The organism is Pseudomonas sp. GL_091, assembly GCF_057837725.1.
Genome location: NZ_CM174451.1, coordinates 3297622 through 3313996 on the forward strand (window position 1 = coordinate 3297622; position 16375 = coordinate 3313996).

At 62.2% G+C, this 16375-nt stretch carries 13 protein-coding genes; 3 read left to right on the forward strand and 10 right to left on the reverse strand.

Annotation, left to right across the window (positions count from 1 at the left end):
• Positions 1–41 precede the first annotated feature (41 nt).
• Positions 42–1352, reverse strand: coding sequence for an MFS transporter (locus AC3ITY_RS15110; RefSeq protein ID WP_489310339.1), 1311 nt, complete (start codon positions 1350–1352; stop codon positions 42–44).
• Positions 1353–1522: 170 nt separating this feature from the next.
• Between AC3ITY_RS15110 and AC3ITY_RS15115 the strand changes: the two genes are divergently transcribed.
• The 3 genes from AC3ITY_RS15115 to AC3ITY_RS15125 all read left to right on the forward strand — a co-directional run bounded on the left by AC3ITY_RS15115 (position 1523) and on the right by AC3ITY_RS15125 (position 5257).
• Complete coding sequence (locus AC3ITY_RS15115; protein ID WP_489310341.1) at positions 1523–2644, forward strand: sugar diacid recognition domain-containing protein; 1122 nt, start codon at positions 1523–1525, stop codon at positions 2642–2644.
• A gap of 164 nt (positions 2645–2808) precedes the next feature.
• On the forward strand, positions 2809–3951 hold the full coding sequence (locus AC3ITY_RS15120) for a glycerate kinase (protein WP_489310343.1): 1143 nt from the start codon (positions 2809–2811) through the stop codon (positions 3949–3951).
• A 118-nt stretch (positions 3952–4069) separates the two neighbouring features.
• Positions 4070–5257, forward strand: a complete 1188-nt coding sequence (locus AC3ITY_RS15125; RefSeq protein ID WP_489310345.1) for a pyridoxal phosphate-dependent aminotransferase — start codon at positions 4070–4072, stop codon at positions 5255–5257.
• Positions 5258–5361: 104 nt separating this feature from the next.
• Here the strand turns inward: AC3ITY_RS15125 and AC3ITY_RS15130 are convergent, their stop codons facing one another.
• The 9 genes from AC3ITY_RS15130 to AC3ITY_RS15170 all read right to left on the reverse strand — a co-directional run bounded on the left by AC3ITY_RS15130 (position 5362) and on the right by AC3ITY_RS15170 (position 16360).
• Positions 5362–6339 (reverse strand): 2-hydroxyacid dehydrogenase, encoded by a 978-nt coding sequence (locus AC3ITY_RS15130; protein ID WP_489310347.1) that lies wholly within the window; start codon positions 6337–6339, stop codon positions 5362–5364.
• 21 nt (positions 6340–6360) lie between these two features.
• The gene (locus AC3ITY_RS15135; RefSeq protein ID WP_489310349.1) at positions 6361–7659 is read right to left on the reverse strand and encodes an MFS transporter; all 1299 of its coding nucleotides are present in this window, start codon (positions 7657–7659) and stop codon (positions 6361–6363) included.
• A gap of 103 nt (positions 7660–7762) precedes the next feature.
• Complete coding sequence (locus tag AC3ITY_RS15140) at positions 7763–8749, reverse strand: sugar kinase (protein WP_489310351.1); 987 nt, start codon at positions 8747–8749, stop codon at positions 7763–7765.
• Entirely contained in the window at positions 8742–9524 is a 783-nt protein-coding gene (locus AC3ITY_RS15145; protein WP_489310353.1) for a sugar phosphate isomerase/epimerase family protein, read from the reverse strand. The genes AC3ITY_RS15140 and AC3ITY_RS15145 overlap by 8 nt, the downstream gene beginning before the upstream one ends.
• 152 nt (positions 9525–9676) lie before the next feature.
• Entirely contained in the window at positions 9677–10702 is a 1026-nt protein-coding gene (locus AC3ITY_RS15150) for a LacI family DNA-binding transcriptional regulator (protein ID WP_489310355.1), read from the reverse strand.
• A gap of 140 nt (positions 10703–10842) precedes the next feature.
• A complete protein-coding gene (locus AC3ITY_RS15155) occupies positions 10843–11451 on the reverse strand; it encodes a LysE family translocator (RefSeq protein WP_489310357.1) in 609 nt (202 codons plus the stop codon).
• Between the two features lie 52 nt (positions 11452–11503).
• Positions 11504–12343: an AraC family transcriptional regulator gene (locus AC3ITY_RS15160; protein WP_489310359.1), complete on the reverse strand. Its 840-nt coding sequence runs from the start codon at positions 12341–12343 to the stop codon at positions 11504–11506.
• Positions 12344–12419: 76 nt separating this feature from the next.
• The gene (locus AC3ITY_RS15165; RefSeq protein WP_489310361.1) at positions 12420–13061 is read right to left on the reverse strand and encodes a DUF1345 domain-containing protein; all 642 of its coding nucleotides are present in this window, start codon (positions 13059–13061) and stop codon (positions 12420–12422) included.
• 200 nt (positions 13062–13261) lie between these two features.
• The gene (locus AC3ITY_RS15170) at positions 13262–16360 is read right to left on the reverse strand and encodes a multidrug efflux RND transporter permease subunit (RefSeq protein WP_489310363.1); all 3099 of its coding nucleotides are present in this window, start codon (positions 16358–16360) and stop codon (positions 13262–13264) included.
• Positions 16361–16375 lie beyond the last annotated feature (15 nt).

The following is a 16375-nucleotide window of genomic DNA, read 5'->3' on the forward strand; positions in this document are numbered from 1 at the left end:
TGGGAGCGAGCAGGCTCGCTCCCACAAGGGGATGGTGGTGATCAGGCGCGCAGGTTACGGGTCATGCGCAACGCCAGCAAACTGCCGCAGACAATCACGCCCGCCAACAGGTACAACGCCGCATCGGTCGAGCCGGTACTGTCCTTGACCCAACCCACCAGGTACGGGCTGAGGAAGCCGGCCATTTGTCCCATCGAGTTGATCAGCGCCAGGCCGCCAGCCGCGGCGCCAGCACTAAGCAGTGCGGTCGGCACCGGCCAGAACATCGGCAGGCCGGTGAGGGCGCCCATGGTGGCGATGGTCAGGCCGAGAATCGCGATGGCCGGGTTGGCGGCGAAGTTCACAGCGATCAGCAGCCCTAGTGCCCCCATCAGCATCGGCACCACCAAATGCCAGCGACGTTCTTGGCGCAGGTCCGCCGAACGGCCAACCATCAGCATGAACACCGCGGCCAGCAGGTATGGAATCGCACTGAGCCAGCCGATCACCAGGTTATCGCTGAAGCCCAGGTTCTTGATGATCGACGGCAGCCAGAAGTTGATCGCGTACACGCCACTCTGGATGCAGAAATAGATCAGGCCGAAGGCCCAGATCGCCGGGTTCTTGAACACCGCCAGCAGCGAATCAGTCGTGGTTTTCGGCTTGTTCGCCAGATCTTCGGCGTGGTCGGCTTCCAGCACCGAGCGCTCGAACGGGGTCAGCCACTTGGCGTTGGCGTAGCTGTCGCTGAGCAGGAAGTAAGCCAGCGCCCCGAGGATGACGGTGGGAATGCCTTGCAGCAGGAACATCCATTGCCAGCCGGCCAGGCCGCCCTGGCCTGTCGCGAAGTGGTTGAGAATCCAGCCGGAGAACGGACTGCCGAGCAGGCCGGATACCGGGATCGCCGACATGAACAGCGCCATGATGCGGCCACGGCGGAAGGTCGGGAACCACTGCGAGAGGTACAACACCACGCCCGGGAAGAACCCGGCTTCGGCCGCGCCGGTGAACAGGCGCAGGGTATAGAACTCGGTCGGCGTGGTGACGAACAGCAGGCAGGTCGACAGGCTTCCCCAGGTAATCATCATCAGTGCGATCCAGCGCCGCGGGCCGAATTTGGTCAGGGCCAGGTTGCTTGGCACACCGCACAGCACGTAACCGATAAAGAAGATGCCGGCACCGAGGCCGTACACGGTCTCGCTGAACTTCAGCGCGTCGAGCATCTGCAGTTTGGCAAACCCAACGTTCACCCGGTCGAGGTAGTTGAACAGGTAGCAGATGAAAATGAAGGGGATCAAACGCAGGGTAATGCGCTTGTAGACGGCGTTTTTGTCGTCAGCGATGGCGTCGGACGCTACGGCGCTCTGTGTCATGGCGGCTCTCTCTTTATTATGATTTTTTGCGATGCAAAGGGTAACGTTGATCGCCCAGAGAGTCTCGACCACCCTCAGGGCGGCTGTCTTTGTGCCTGAGCACAGGGTTTGCAACCAAGGCCTGTGCGGGTGAACAACCCGTTCCATCACTGTCTTCAAGGATCACTTGCATGTTCGAACTCGATCACGACCTGGCCCAGGACATCGTCGACCGGGCGATGGCCATCCTGCCGTACAACGTCAACGTCATGGACAGCCAGGGCTTGATCCTGGGCAGCGGCGAACCAGAGCGGGTCAACACCCGGCATGAAGGCGCGCAACTGGTCCTGGCCAATGGTCGGGTGGTGGAGATCGATGCGCAGACGGCGATTCATCTCAAGGGCGTGCAGCCGGGCATCAACCTGCCGCTGATGCTGGACCAGCGCCTGATCGGCGTATTGGGCATCACCGGCGAACCGGAGCAACTGCGCACCTACGCCGAGCTGGTGCGCATGACCGCCGAAATGCTGGTGGGCCAGCGCAACCAGCAGGCCGAACAGCAATGGCGGCGCCAGCGTTGCGATGATCTGCTGGCGTTGTTGCTCAGCGAAGCCGGGGATGCTCCGCGACTGGTCGATGAAGCGCAGCAGTTGGGCCTCAAGCCACAGATGACCCGGGTGCCATACCTGTTCGAACTGGGCCTGGAACACGCGCCAGGGCAAACCGTCGAGGCACTCAGCGCCTGGTTGACCACCCGTCATCCCGACAGTTGGTGCGTGAGCTCGGCCAAGACTTCGTTGCTCTGGTGCCGACCTGCGAGCCAGACGGTCGAGAACGAGCGCTTGCTGGACAAACTCAACGGCCTGGGCTGGAACATCCTGCGCATTGCCGTGGGTGGGCAGGCCGATGGCCTTTCGGGCTTGCGGCGCTGCTATCGCCGGGTCGGTGACTTGCTGGCCTACGGGCGCGAGGTGTTGCCGCGCTCCCGATTGCTGACGCTGAACCGCTATCGGCTGCCGGTGATGCTCTGGCGCCACCGCAACGACGACGCACTCGATGAGTTGCTCAATCCGCTACGCAAGGTCATTGCCAAGGACAACAACGGCCAGTTGCTGGCAACCCTGCGCAGCTGGTGCGAACACGACGGCCAGAGCCAGGCCTGCGCCGATGCGTTGGGCATCCATCGCAACAGCCTGCGCTATCGCATGGAGCGGATTGCCGAGCTGAGCGGGGTTGATCCACTAAGATTGGACGGCATGCTCGCGTTGTACCTCGGCGTGCAACTGCTCCCCCAGACAGACGGGAACCCCTGAACCATACACATTCCCTGTGGGAGCAAGCCCGCTCCCACCCGGTAACGCGTCTGCCACGGGCTTTGTGGAAATGAACAATAATCCTCATCGGCGCTTGTGCAGCGGACCGGCGTTATTGTTCATGGCGGCTGGCAGCATGTGGACATTGGAACTGGAGAATTCCCATGAAAATCGTGATCGCCCCCGATTCGTTCAAGGACAGCCTCAGCGCTCAAGGCGTGGCCGATGCCATTGCATTGGGATTGGCGCAGGTCTGGCCTGATGCCCAACTGATCAAATGCCCGATGGCCGACGGTGGGGAAGGGACTGTCGAGTCGATCCTGGCCGCGTGCGAAGGCGAACAGCGCCGCACCGTGGTTCGCGGGCCGCTGGGGGCCACGGTGGAAGCCGCCTGGGGCTGGTTGCCGCAGAGCCACACCGCGATCATCGAAATGGCCGAGGCCAGCGGTTTGCAGTTGGTCCCGGTGGTGCAACGGGATGCGTGCATCAGCAGCACCTTCGGTACCGGGCAATTGATCCGCGCCGCACTGGATGCCGGTGCGCAACGGGTGATCCTGGCGATTGGCGGCAGTGCGACCAATGACGGCGGCGCCGGTGCCATGCAGGCCTTGGGCGTGAAATTGCTCGACGCCCAGGGGCAGACGCTGTCACCGGGCGGCCTCGCCCTTGCGCAATTGGCCCGCGTCGACCTGAGCGACATTGATCCGCGTCTGGCACAGGTGCGCTTCGACATCGCCGCCGACGTCAACAACCCGTTGTGCGGCCCCCACGGTGCCTCGGCGATTTTCGGCCCGCAAAAAGGCGCCTCGCCCGTGCAGGTCGAGCAACTGGACCGGGCCTTGGGGCACTTTGCCGACCATTGCGCGACTGCCTTGAACAACGACGTACGCGACGAGCCGGGCAGTGGCGCGGCGGGCGGCCTGGGGTTTGCCGCCAAGGCGTTCCTCGGTGCGCAATTCAAGGCGGGTGTTGAAGTGGTAGCCGAACTCGTGGGCCTGGCCGACGCCGTTGCAGGCGCCGATCTGGTGATCACCGGTGAAGGGCGTTTCGATGCGCAAACCCTGCGCGGCAAGACGCCGTTTGGTGTGGCGCGGGTCGCCCGGGAACATGGCGTGCCGGTCATCGTCATCGCCGGCACCTTGGGCGACGGTTATCAGGCGCTTTATGAGCATGGCGTCGACGCTGCGTTTGCCCTGGCGAGCGGGCCGATGACCCTGGACCAGGCCTGTGCCGAGGCGCCGCGCTTGCTGCGTGAGCGGGCAACCGATATCGCTCGTGTCTGGCGGATGGCTGTCCGCTGCGGCTGAGGGTTTTTCACAAAAGCCCCGATGGCAGTTTTGGCAGTGGATTTGAACGCCATGGTGGCGTGCTTCGTGATTTGAGATAGGGTTGTGGCTGGGAGCACCCGCGCGACAGGAGACCGACATGCGCTATTCAGCCTTGACCCAACGAATCGCCGGTGACGGAGCGGCGGCTTGGCAGATTCACGATCGAGCGCTGCAATTGCGCGAACAGGGCGTCGATGTCGTGCTGCTGTCAATTGGCGATCCCGATTTCGATACGCCGCAACCCATCGTCCAGGCCGCCATCGCCAGCCTGTTGGCCGGTGATACGCACTATCCTGAAGTGCGCGGCAGTCGAGGGCTGCGCGACAGCATCGCCCGCCGGCACCGGCAACGCAGTGGCCAGGTGGTGGATGACGAGCATGTGATCGTCTTTCCGGGTGCGCAGTGCGCGGTGTATTCGGTGGCGCAATGCCTGCTCGATCCGGGCGATGAAGTGATAGTCGCCGAGCCGATGTATGTGACGTATGAGGGCGTGATCGGCGCTTGCGCGGCCACAGTGGTCCCGGTGCCAGTGTGCCCGCAGAACGGGTTTCGCGTTGACCCGGCGGATGTCGCGGCGCGGATCACACCCAAAACACGCGCCATCCTGCTCAACAGTCCGAACAATCCATCCGGCGCCAGTCTGTCGTTGCCGATCTGGCAGGAATTGGCAGCGCTGTGCATTCGCCACGATTTGTGGCTGATCAGCGATGAGGTCTACAGCGATCTGCTGTATGAGGGTGAGCACATCAGCCCGGCGAGTCTGCCGGGCATGGCCGAACGTACGGCGACAATCAACAGCCTGTCCAAGTCTCATGCCATGAGCGGTTGGCGGGTGGGTTGGGTGATCGGGCCCAAACCCATGGCCGGGCACCTGGTCAATTTGTCGCTGAGCATGTTGTTCGGCATTCCGGATTTCGTGCAGAACGCTGCGCAGTTGGCGCTGGACCGGGACTTGCCGGAAGTGGCCTCGATGCGCGAAGAGTATCGCCAGCGCCGAGACCTGGTGTGTGCAAGTCTGAGCCAGTGTCCGGGCCTCAGGCCGATTCGCCCGGATGGCGGGATGTTCGTGATGGTCGATGTAGGCCAGACCGGGTTGTCGGCCCAGCGCTTCGCCGAACGCCTGCTGGAAGACTATGGCGTGGCGGTGCTGGCCGGTGAAGCTTTCGGGCCGAGTGCGGCGGGGCATATCCGGATCGGGTTGGTGGTGGATCAGATGAAGCTGGCTGATGCATGCCGGCGGATTGCTTTGTGTGCGACGGATTTGCTGGAGGTGCGGCGGGCCTGAGGTCGTTGTGTTGCGTGTGCGGGCCCCGTCGTCGGAACGCCGCCCGGAGCAAGCTCGCTCCGGGCGGCGTTCCGACGATAGCTATGAGGCAAACCCCAGATCCCTCAAGCCTTCCACGCTTGAGCGTTGACTAAATTGGCCGGCCGTTCACCCGCCAGCGCCGCCAACAGGTTGTCCACCGCGCATCTGGCCATGGCTTCCCGTGTTTCATGGGTGGCCGAGCCGATGTGCGGTGTCGCCACCACGTTGTTCAACTGCAACAACGGCGAGTCCTGATTCAACGGTTCGCGTTCGAATACATCCAGCCCGGCCGCGCGAATCTGACCCGCACGCAAGGCTTCAATCAGTGCTGCTTCGTCCACCACTTTACCCCGTGAAATATTGATGAAGATGGTCTCGGGACGCATCAGGGCGAACTGTTCTGCGCCGATCAGCCCTTCGGTTTGCGCGGTCAGCGGCAACGTCAGGCAAACGAAATCGGCCTGTTGCAACAGCTCCGGCAGGCTTCGATAGTGCGCATTGAACCGCTGTTCCACCGCCGGTTTCGGTGACTGGCTGTGATAGATCACCGGCATGCCAAACCCGAAATGCCCGCGCTGCGCGAGGGCCTCACCAATGCGGCCCATGCCAATGATGCCCAGGGTTTTACCATGCACGTCGCTGCCGAAATGCGTGGGGCCGATGTTGCGGGTCCAATTGCCTTCGCGAATCATGTTTGCCAATTCCACTACGCGCCGGGCTGTTGCCAGGATCAGCGCGAAACCGGTGTCAGCGGTAGTTTCTGTCAATACATCCGGTGTGTTGCTGAGCAGGATGTGCCGCTCGGTCAGGTAGTCGATGTCGTAGTTATCGACTCCCACTGAGACGCTGGCAATGGCTTGAAGGTTGGGTGCCAGATCGAGCAGTTCGGCATCCAGCTTCAGGCTGGCACCCAGCAAACCGTGGGCGCGGGGCAGGGCATCGCGCAGTTTGGCCAGGCCCCGGGCATCAAGGTTTTCGATCTGCGTCACTTCGGCCTGCTCGTGCAGGCGAGCCATCAACAGCGGCGAGAGTTTCTTGTACAGGACGACCTGCTTTTTCATCTTTGAGATCTCAACTTCAATTCAGGAATGTGCCGTGGCAGTGCGCGTTACTGTGGCCGTGGGCCGCTCCCGATCGCTGGCGCCGGGCTTGAGGAAAATGGTCAGCAGCACCGAGCACATCAGTGCGCCGCTCATCAAAAGGTACGAGGCGCCGGGCGAGCCGGTGGAGCTGTTCAGGTAACCGACCAGATAGGAGCCGCCAAAGGAACCGAGGGCGCCCATGCTGTTGATCAGCGCCATGGCGCCGCCCGCGACGTTGGCCGGGAGGATCTCCGGAATGATTGCGAAGAACGGTCCGTAAGGCGCGTACATGCAGGCACCGGCAATCACCAGCAGGGTGTAGGACCACCAGAAGTGTTCGGCACCCAAGGCGTAGGAACCATAGAAAGCAATCGAGGCAATCAGCAGTGGCGGCCAGACGAAACGTTTACGTTTTTGCAGCTTGTCCGAACCCCAGGACACCAGCAGCATGCCGATCACCGCCGCCAGGTACGGCAGCGCCGACAGCCAGCCGGCCTGGACCATGTCCATCTGCGCACCGGCCTTGAGGATCGACGGCAGCCACAACACGAAGCCGTACACGCCAATGCTCCAGCAGAAAAACTGCAGTGCCAGGATGATCACTTTGGGTGAGCGGAACGCTTCGGCGTAGTTCTTCACGGCCTTGATGCCGACCTGTTCTGCGGCCAGTGCGCTTTCCAGGTCCTGTTTTTCCTGATCGTTGAGCCACTTGGCTTGTGATGGACGATCATCGGCCAGACGCCACCAGATGAATGCCCACAACACCGCTGGCAAACCTTCGACGATGAACATCCAGCGCCAGCTGTAATGCTGCACCAGATAGCCCGAGACCACCGACATCCAGAGCATGGTCACCGGGTTGCCGAGGATCAGGAAGGTGTTGGCTCGCGAGCGTTCGGCGCGGGTGAACCAGTGGCACAGGTAGATCAGCATCGCCGGCATCACTGCCGCTTCGACCACGCCGAGCATGAAGCGGATGACGATCAGCCAGTAGGCATTGGAGACAATCCCGGTCAACGTCGCCAGGCTGCCCCAGAGGATCAGGCTGACGAAAATCAGCTTCTTCACACTGTGTTTCTGCGCGTAGATCGCGCCGGGTACCTGGAAGAAAAAGTAGCCGAGGAAGAACAGCGCGCCGAGCATCGACGACAGGCCTGGTGTGATCATCAGGTCTGCCGCCATGCCGGACGCGGCGGCGAACCCATAGTTGGCGCGATCCAGATACGCCAGGCTATAGGTAATGAACACGATGGGCATGATGTACCACCAGCGGCGGGTGGCGAGCGTTGCGGTTTTCATGGTGGTGCTCCTGAGCTTGTTGTTTTTGTCGCAGCAGGTAACGGTTTAAATCTTCGGTGCCTTTACTGGCCTCATCGCGAGCAGGCTCGCGCCTACATTGGATCTAAGGTCGACATAAATCCCGTGTAGGAGCGAGCCTGCTCGCGATGGCGGCCTCAAATTCGCTGACCATTTCGGATCGGGTAGGCAACCCCTCCATATCCCCCCGGCTCTGCACCGCCCGGCTGCCAATCCAGTTGGCGCGTTTCACGGCCTCGACAACGCTTTGGTTTTCCAACAGCGCGCTGATCATGCCCACGGCAAAACCATCGCCGGCGCCCACCGTATCGACCACTGTTTGCACCGGTACGCCAGCCACGAAACCTTGATCAAGATGTGTGCGGTAGTAAGCCCCGTGTGGGCCAAGCTTGATCGCCACGGCTTCGGCGCCCTGGTCAAGGTAGAAGGCGGCGATGTCGGCCGGGTCTTCGAACCCGCTCAACAAGCGACCTTCGCTCAACCCCGGCAGCACCCAATGGGCGAGGGCGGCGAGGCGGTTGATCTCGGTGATCATTTGTCGTTCGCTGGCCCACAGGCTCGGGCGCAGGTTCGGGTCGAAGGACACACTGCGCCCGGCCTCGCGCATGCGGGTCATCAACTCGAACGACATCTGCCGCGCCGACTCCGACAGCGCCGGGGGAATGCCGGTGGCGTGCAGGTGTCGGGCCTTGAGCAATTCGGGCACGATCGAGTGCGGCGACAGGTGGCTGGCCGCCGAACCACGGCGGAAGTACTCGACCACCGGATCGCTGCCGTCGTCGGTGCGGGACTTGAGTTGAAAACCGGTCGGGTGGGCGGTGTCGATGTCGACGTGGCGGCAATCCAGGCCTTGTTTTTCCAGGGTGTCGACCACGAACCGGCCCAACGAATCGGCACCGACACGGCTCAGCCATGCCACGTTGAATCCCAGACGGGAAAGACCAATGGCGACGTTGCTGTCAGCCCCGGCAATGCGTTTGTGGAAAGCGCCGACGCTGGCCAGGTCACCCGCCTGTTCGGCGACGAACATCGCCATGGTCTCGCCGAAGGACAGAATATCGATCTCAGACATGAGCGCTCTCCAGCTGCGACTGGCCGAGGTGGGCGAGGGCGGTAACGTGCTCGGTGGTCAGTTGCACCAGGTCATCGCCTTGCAGCGGATATTCCGCGGCCCGCATAACGCCTTGGGCCATGTGCCGCAGCAGGTGTTCCCACTGTTGCAGGTCACTGACGGCGGGTGGGATAGCGACCAGTTTGCCGTCGGCGCGGCGGGTCACCGCTTTGCAGTGCACGTAACCGACGTGACGTCCGAGCAAGCGCGCGGCGCTGGCGGCGGACTGGTCCTGCCAGTGCCAATTGCCGATATCGAAGGTCATTTTGATCGGCAACTTGTGCTGCTCGACGTCCGCGAAAAAACGCTGGAAGGGTTCAATGCGGCCGCCGTGCAGGGTCTGGTCGTTTTCCACCAGCAACTGCACGGCGCTTTCGCCAAGCACTCGGGCGAGGGTTTGCAGATCGCTGTTGTCGGTGAAATAGCCCAGCGACACCTTCAGCCATTTGGCGCCGAACGCCTGGGCGCGTTGCAAGGCCGTGATAAGTTCGGGATTGGGTTTGGATTGCCCGGCCAGCCATAGCTCCATGGGTGACGAATACACGCTCTGCAGGCCCTCTGCTTGAGTGGCATCGGCCAGTTGAGCGGGGTCCTCGATGGTCAGCAACTCTTCGCGCCACTCAATGCGCGTGGCGCCGGCGGCGGCGAGAATCTCGATGAAGCTGCCCTGGCCGCGTTGACGCACAAGGTCGGCGCCGTAGCTGGACAGGCTGATGGAAACGGCTGGTTTGTTCATTGTTTTTCTACCTCTGAAACCGGTTTCATTTTTGTTCAAAAAAATTTTCAGTGCTACTTGGGGCCTCTTCGCGAGCAGGCTCGCTCCCACGATGGGCCTGTATTCGCAAATCCGCTGTGGGAGCGAGCCTGCTCGCGAAGGGGCCTTAACATTCAACGCAAATTTCCAAGGGTCGACCCCCGCACAACCAGACGCGCGGAAAAATCCAGTGTCCGCACCGCCCCGTCATCCCCACGCAGCCGCTTGAGCAGACACTCAAACGCACTGGCGCCCATCTCGGTGGTCGGCTGCGCGAGGGCGGTAATGCCGCTGCCCACCAACGGGTACCAATCCAGGTCATCGAGGGCGATCAAGCCCACGTCATCGAACAGGTTGCACTTGAGTTCACGCAATGCATGGGTGCTGGCTAGCGCTGCAATCCCGTTCGCGCAAAACAGCGCCTTCGGGCCGGGGCCAGGCGTGTCGAGGAAGGATTTCAATTGTGCGGTCAGTTCGCTGCCGGTTTCGATGTGCGTGCCGCGAAGCGCCGGGCGTTGCTCGATTTGCGCCTTGAAGCTGCTGACCCGCTCAATCCGCGAACTGGTGCCATCAAGCGGCTCAGTCACCAGCAACACATCGCAATAACCGCGTTCTTCAAGGTGGTTAAGGGCCATGTCGATGGCTTGCGGGTTGTTCAGCCCGACCATATCGCTTTCAAGGTTCTCCACCTTGCGATCCACCAGTACCAGGGGCATTTCCCGATGCAGTTCGTGCAATTCGTCACGATGATGACCGAGGGTGTTCACGATCAGGCCTTCGATGTTGTACGAGCGCAGCAGGGCCAGGTGCTGGCGCTCTTGCTCGTCGTCGCGGTCGGTGTTGCACACCACCAGGCTATAGCCGTGCTGACGGCAGGCGGTTTCCACCCCGTGCATCACGGCAATTGAATAAGGGTTGCGGATATCGGCCACCAGCATGCCGATCAGGCGGGTGCGCCCGCGTTTCAGGCCGCGGGCCATCTGGTTCGGGCGATAGCCGAGTTCGGCAATTGCCTGTTCGATGCGCTGGGCAATGGCATCGGAGAGCAGGGCACGATCATCGCCAATGAACCGCGAAACGCTGGCCTTGGAGACCTTGGCGTATTCGGCCACGTCGAGCATGGTCACGCGGCTGCGCTGAGCGGCGGAGAAATCATTCACGGTCTGAAACCTTCTTATTGGATTTATAAGGTCGAGTGCTTCGTGAGATAGCACTGAAACCGGTTTCAGAAGACACCAAAAGCCAATTCGCCGTCAAGCCCCTAATGGTTGATTGTCGAACAATGACCGACTAGTGGCCGTCAGGCCAGCACACTCAACCATGCCGAACCCAGCAGCAATAGCGCCATGCAGCGATTGAAGCGTTGCATGGCACGGGGTGAGCGCAACCAGCGACTTGAACCGGCACCGAGCATCGCCCAGACCGCGAGACATGGCAGGGAAACCAGAAAAAACACCAGGGACAAATACACCACCTGCACTGCGCGATGCTCACCACCCCCGGCGAATACGCTGACCACCGCCAGCGCCATCATCCAGGTTTTCGGGTTGACCAGTTGCAGGCTGGCGGCGCCCATCCATCCGAGGCGCGCTTCGCTGTTGCTGGCGGCAATGGCCGTCGCCGGGGCGCTGAAAATCTGCCAGGCCAGATAACTCAGCCACGCCACGCCGGCCCATTGCATGACGCTTTGCACGGCGGGCCACGCGGTCAATGATGAACCGATACCGGTGCCCACCAGCAACACAAGGGTCGCAGCGCTGGCGCAGGCGCCGACGATGATCGGCACTGCCGCGACCAAGCCGTATCGAGCGCTGTTGCTCAGCACCAGAATATTGGTCGGGCCGGGGGTGATCGAGGCCACAAAGGCGAACAGCAAGAACGGCAGTAACGTCGGGAAAGAGGGCAGCATCGCGGGTAAACTCCGGTGAAGATCAGTGAAGTCGATCTTCACAATCCCGGGCTTATCTGTCTGGAAGATTTGAGCAGCGTTTGCGGTACAGCGCTGGCGTCAGGCCGTAGGCGCGCATGAACCAGCGCCCCAGATGGCTCTGATCGGCAAAGCCCAACTCCATGGCTACTGCCGCCGGTTGTTCGCCACGGGCCAGCAGGCGTCGGGCGGTTGCCAGGCGGAGTTGCACCAGATACGCGTGGGGTGCCATGCCATAGGCAGCCTTGAACGCGCGGGTCAGGCGGAAGCGGTCGACGCCGGTGACGGCTGCCAGTTGATCGAGGCCGATGTCGTATTGCGCGTTGGCATGCAGGTATTCCCGGGCTTTGTGCGCCACTCGCGGCAGACGCGGGTCCTGGCCATCGCGGGCGCGCCAGTGCAAGTGGCTGGTCAGGCGTTCGAGCAAACCGTCGAGGGCGGTCTGGCGGACAATCTTCAGTTCACCGCGATGCAGGGTTTCAAACGCCAGGCTGGTGGCCTGGGCCAGACGCGCATCGCTGGCCAGGGTGGCGGCGAAGCTCAGCTGGCTGTTGTCGGGGGCATGATCGAACACGGCGCCGAGTTCGCGCTGCAACCACTGCGGGTCGAGGTACAGCATGCGGTAGGTAAAACCGTCGGCGGTCGGCGCTTCGCCGTCATGGATGTCACCCGGTTCAAGCAGAAACACCTTGCCCGGCGTGCTCTGGTGCCTGGCCCGTCGGCAATTGAATTGCTGGACCCCTTGCTCGGTGACGCCCACCAGATAGCTGTCATGCCAATGCGGGTCGTAGGCGTGGCCTTCGAAATGCGCGCGCAGAGTCTCGATGCCGGTGTCGGCATCCTGGGCCAGGTCGATCCAGTTGTGAGCGCTCATGGGGCACCTGCGAAACGGGTTGCCGGGCTATTTAACGCCTGGACCGAAGGCGATGACTAGAACGTTTGTGCAGTCATCAGCCGAACAGGCCGGCGGCGATGTTGATCGAGAACCCGAGAATGGCGGTGTTGAACACAAAACCGATCAACGACTGCGCGAGCACGATCTTGCGCATGTCCCGGGTGGCCACGCCGACATCCGAGGTTTGCACCGCCACGCCGACGGTGAACGAGAAGTACAGGAAGTCCCAGTAATTGGGCGTCGTCAGGCCTTCAGCAAAACGCAGCGCCGGCTCTTTGCCTTCCCAGGTGTAAAACAGGCGCGCGTAGTGCACGCTGAAAATCACCCCGATCAGCAGCCACGAACCGATCACCGTCAGCGCGGTGAAGCCGTAATGCAGGAGCTTGCGGGTGGTTTCCAGGTCTTTGCTGCCGGCCAGTTCGAAGGTGATGGTCGCCAGGCTGGCCAGTGCCGCAATGCACACCAACGCCAGTACCAGCCCGGCGTTTTCGTCCTCTTTTTCGGCGATGCGTTTCACGTCAGTCGCTTTCGAACGCACGGTGAGCCAGGACATCAGAATCAGGTAGGTCCAGACGCCGGCATTCCAGCCGAAGAGGATCTTGCTGATCAGCGAATCGGCTGGCGCCAGAATGCCCACCGCGATGCCCAACAGGATGGCGGCGGACAGGCGAGGATGGGTGCGGGTGAGGAAGGACATGGAGGCTCGATGGTTCGGGGCTTTGCAGTCACCTTAGCCCAGGTGCCTGCAATCTTGAAATCAACGCACCCCTTGTAGGAGCAGCCGGTCGACGCTCGATTGCTCGCGATGGTCGTTAACGATAACGCGTGTCTGCTGGATAAACGCGGTGCCTGGGAGTCCATCGCGAGCAAGCTCGCTCCTACAGGGTGGTGTGTGGGTCAGGGACGCTTGTGTCGCTTGCGCACCAGCTTCATCACCACCACAAAAAACACCGGCACGAACACCACGGCCAAGGTCGCCGTGATCATCCCGCCGATCACCCCGGTGCCGATGGCCTGCTGGCTCGCCGAACTGGCGCCGGTGGCAATGGCCAACGGCACCACGCCAAGGATGAATGCCAGGGAGGTCATGACAATCGGCCGCAACCGCAGGCGTGCCGCTTGCAGGGTGGCGTCGATCAGGTCGTGGCCTTCGTCGTACAGGCTCTTGGCGAACTCGATGATCAGGATCGCGTTCTTCGCCGACAGGCCGATGATGGTGATCAGCCCGACCTTGAAGAACACGTCGTTGGGCATCCCGCGCAAGGTCACGGCCAGCACCGCGCCGAGTACGCCCAGCGGAACCACCAGCAGCACCGAGGTCGGGATCGACCAGCTCTCATACAACGCCGCCAGGCACAGGAACACGATCAACAGCGACAACCCCAGCAGGATCGGCGCCTGGCTGCCGGACAAACGTTCCTGCAACGACAACCCGGTCCATTCCTGGCCCAGGCCGGCCGGGCCCTGCGCCACCAGCCGCTCGATCTCGGCCATGGCCTCACCGGTGCTGTGGCCCGGCGTCGGTTCACCGGAAATGCTGATCGCCGGGTAGCCGTTGTAGCGAGTCAACTGCGCCGGGCCCTGAGTCCATTTGGCCTGCACGAAGACCGACAAGGGCACCATTTTTCCTTGGGTGTTGCGCACGTGGATCTTCAGCAGGTCTTCCACCTGGCTGCGCTGATCGCCTTCGGCCTGCACCACGACGCGCTGCATCCGCCCCTGATTGGGGAAGTCGTTGATGTAGGCCGAGCCAACGGCCGTGGACAGCACGTTGCCGACGTCGGCAAAGGACACCCCCAGCGCGTTGGCCTGCTTGCGGTCGACCACCAGTTGCACCTGCGGCGCCTCGGCCAGGGCGCTTTCGCGCACGTTCATCAGGATCGGGCTTTTTTCCGCCGCCGCGAGTAACTCGGTGCGGGCTTCCATCAACCTCTCATGGCCGAGACCACCGCGATCCTGCAGGCGGAACTCGAATCCGCTGGACGTACCCAGGCCATCCACGGGCGGCGGCAGTACGGCAAACGTCACCGCGTCCTTGATCTGGCTGAGGGCGACGTTGGCCCGGTCGGCAATCGAAGCCGCCGAATCGTCGCTGCCGCGCTCGGACCAGTCTTTGAGTGTGCTGAACGCCAGCGCCGCATTCTGCCCGCTGCCGGAAAAGCTGAAACCCAGAATCACCACGCTGTCGCGAATGCCCGGTTCACCGGCGTTGTGCGCTTCAACCTGCTCGGCCACCTGCACCGTGCGATTCTTGCTCGCGCCCGGTGGCAACTGGATGTCGGTGATGGTGTAACCCTGGTCTTCCACAGGCAGGAACGAGGAGGGCAGGTGACTGAAGGCCAGGCCCAGACCGATCAGCAGCACGCCGTAGATCAGCAAGTAGCGCCCAGTGCGTTTCAACGCGTAGGCCACCCAAGCCTGATAGCGCTCGGTCAGTTGTTCGAAGCGACGGTTGAACCAGCCGAAGAATCCGGACTTTTCATGGTGCTCGCCTTTGGCAATCGGCTTGAGCAATGTCGCGCACAGGGCCGGGGTCAAGGTCAGGGCGAGGAAGGCCGAGAACAGGATCGAGGTGGCCATCGACAGCGAGAACTGCTGGTAAATCACCCCGACCGAGCCCTGCATGAACGCCATCGGAATGAACACCGCGACCAGCACCAGGGTGATGCCGATGATGGCCCCGGTGATCTGCTGCATGGCCTTGCGCGTGGCTTCCTTGGGCGACAAGCCCTCGGTGGCCATGATGCGCTCGACGTTCTCCACCACCACGATGGCGTCGTCCACCAGAATGCCGATGGCCAGCACCATGCCGAACATGGTCAGCACGTTGATCGAAAACCCCAGCGCCAGCATCGTCGCAAAAGTGCCCATCAACGCCACCGGCACCACCAGGGTCGGAATCAGCGTATAGCGGATGTTCTGCAGGAACAGGAACATCACCGCGAACACCAGCAGCATGGCCTCGCCGAGGGTGTAGACCACCTTGGTGATCGAAACCTTGACGAAAGGCGAGGTGTCGTACGGGATCGAGTACTCGACGTTCGCCGGGAAATAGCGCTTGAGTTCGTCCATCTTCGCCCGCACCAGGGTCGCGGTGTTCAGGGCGTTGGCACCGGGCGACAACTGCACGGCGACGGCGGTGGACGGCTTGCCGTTCAGGCGCGTGGAAAACTGGTATTCCTGGCTACCGATCTCGACCCGCGCCACATCGCTGATGCGCACGGTCGAGCCGTCCGGATTGGCCTTGAGGACGATGTCGGCAAACTCTTCGGGGGTCGACAACTGACCCTTGACCAGAATGGTCGCGGTGATTTCCTGGGTGGTGCGGGTCGGCAGATCGCCGATGCTGCCCGCCGACACCTGGGCGTTTTGCGCGACGATGGCGGTGTTGACGTCCGCCGGCGTCAGGTTGAAGGCGAGCAGTTTCTGCGGGTCGATCCAGATCCGCATCGCCCGTTCGGCGCCGTACAACTGCGCCTTGCCGACGCCGTCCAGACGCTTGATCTCGTTCATCACGTTGCGCGCCAGGTAATCGCTGAGCGCCACGTCGTCGAGCTTGCCGTCGCTGGAGGTCAGGGTGATCAGCAGCAAGAAACCGGAGGAGACTTTCTCCACCTGCAAACCTTGCTGGATGACTGCTTGCGGCAGGCGTGACTCCACGGCTTTCAGGCGGTTCTGCACATCCACCTGGGCCAGTTCCGGGTTGGTGCCGGGCTGGAAGGTGGCCTTGATGGTGGCGCTGCCCAGGCTGCTCTGGGATTCGAAATACAACAGGTGATCGGCGCCGTTGAGCTCTTCCTCGATCAGGCTGACCACGCTCTCGTCCACGGTTTGCGCCGAAGCGCCCGGGTACACGGCGTAGATTTCGATTTGTGGCGGCGCCACATCAGGGTATTGCGCCACCGGCAGTTGCGGAATGGCCAGCGCACCGGCCAAGAGGATGAACAGGGCAACCACCCAGGCGAATACCGGGCGATCGATAAAGAACTGCGGCATAGAAAAGCGTCCTGC